The 1,408-nt window shown below is 68.1% G+C and carries 1 protein-coding gene; it reads right to left on the reverse strand.

Annotation, left to right across the window (positions count from 1 at the left end):
- Positions 1-43: 43 nt before the first annotated feature.
- Positions 44-1,408: ATP-binding protein (locus CTA01S_RS16095; RefSeq protein WP_062196855.1), on the reverse strand; the 1,365-nt coding region annotated here is incomplete at its 5' end.

Raw genomic sequence — 1,408 nt, forward strand, 5'->3', positions numbered from 1 at the left:
GCATGGCCGCTGCTTGGCATCGCCCGTGCGCGCGCGGCCAGCTTCACGGCACATCTCCCGGAAGCTCCGCCGCTCCCATCCAGTAGCACAGCAGCGGCGCTGGAATGCGCATGATGCGCGTCGGGGTATCGGCATCGTCGGCCAGTGGCAGGCCCTGCATCGGCCCGAAGTCGTCCAGCGCTTTGGTGACCACGTAGCCGCGCGCGATGCGCTTGGCTTGGCACAGCTCGATCAGGCCCTTGAGGTCTCGCGCGCCGGTGTGCTGGGCGCGGTACTTGACCTCGAAGGGGATCAGCTCGCCACCCACTTCGGCGACGAGATCGACCTCGTGTTCGCGCTTGCCCCGCCAGTAGGAGAAGCGCACGTTCTGCGCGTAGTAGCGGGCGAACAGATGCTTGAACACGGCCGTCTCGGCGGCCACGCCCAGCGCGGTGGCATCCTCCACGATGGCCTTGCCCTTGAGCATCACCGCCGGCGCAATGGCGGCATCGGCCAGATAAATCTTGAATCGCGCGCGCAGCACGTCCTTGCCGTAGCCGTAGGGCGCGAGGCGGTAGATCAGGTGGGCGGCCTCCAGCAGTTCGATGAAGTGCTGCGCCGTGGGGCGCTTGACCTCGAGGTTGCTGCACAGGTCCACCATGTCCAGCAGGCCGCCATCGTGCAGGCACAGGTAGAGGAAGGTGTGCTCCAGGTCCAGCACGCGGCGCACGCCAAAGAGCGCGGTCATGTCGCGCTTGAGCACTTTGTCGATGATGTCCTCGCGCAGCAGGCGCTGCGCCTGCGTGACGCTGTCGACCTGCGCGCTCTGCGGAAAGCCACCGCGCAACAGGTATTCGTGGAAGTGGCCCACGTAGTCGCGGCCCAGTTCGGTGGCGCGGTAAAAGTCCGTCGGCGCCCAGTCGAACAGGTCGCGCAGGCTGCGCAGTTGGGGCAGCTCGGGCAGTTGCAGGCGTTTGATCTGCAGGTATTCGTAGAAGGACAGCGTGGTCAGCCGGATCGTGTGCCAGCGGCCGACGCCGGACTCGGGGGCGGCCTCCACCAAGGGCATGGCCGAGCCGGTGAACGCGATGCGTCGGTCCTTGCGGAAATCGACCTGGTGCTTGACCCAGGTGCCCCAGTCCCGGATGAACTGGGCTTCGTCGAGCAGCAGGTATTCCGGCCCCTCGGCGCGCGGCTCGCGCTCGCGCCAGGCGTCGAGCACCGCGTCGATGCCGGCGAGCTTCAGGATCGGGTGGTCAAAGGTAGCGTAGAGGATGTTGGCCGCGGGCACGCCGGCGGCCAGCAGCGCCTGCGCGGCCTGCAGCATCAGCGTGGTCTTGCCGATCTGCCGCGCGCCGGAGAGCATCACCGCCCGGGGCGCGGGCGGCACGGTCAGCCAGGTGTGCAGCTCGCGGAAGGCCGCACGCCG

It is taken from the genome of Caldimonas taiwanensis NBRC 104434 (assembly GCF_001592165.1).
Taxonomy (GTDB): domain Bacteria; phylum Pseudomonadota; class Gammaproteobacteria; order Burkholderiales; family Burkholderiaceae_C; genus Caldimonas; species Caldimonas manganoxidans.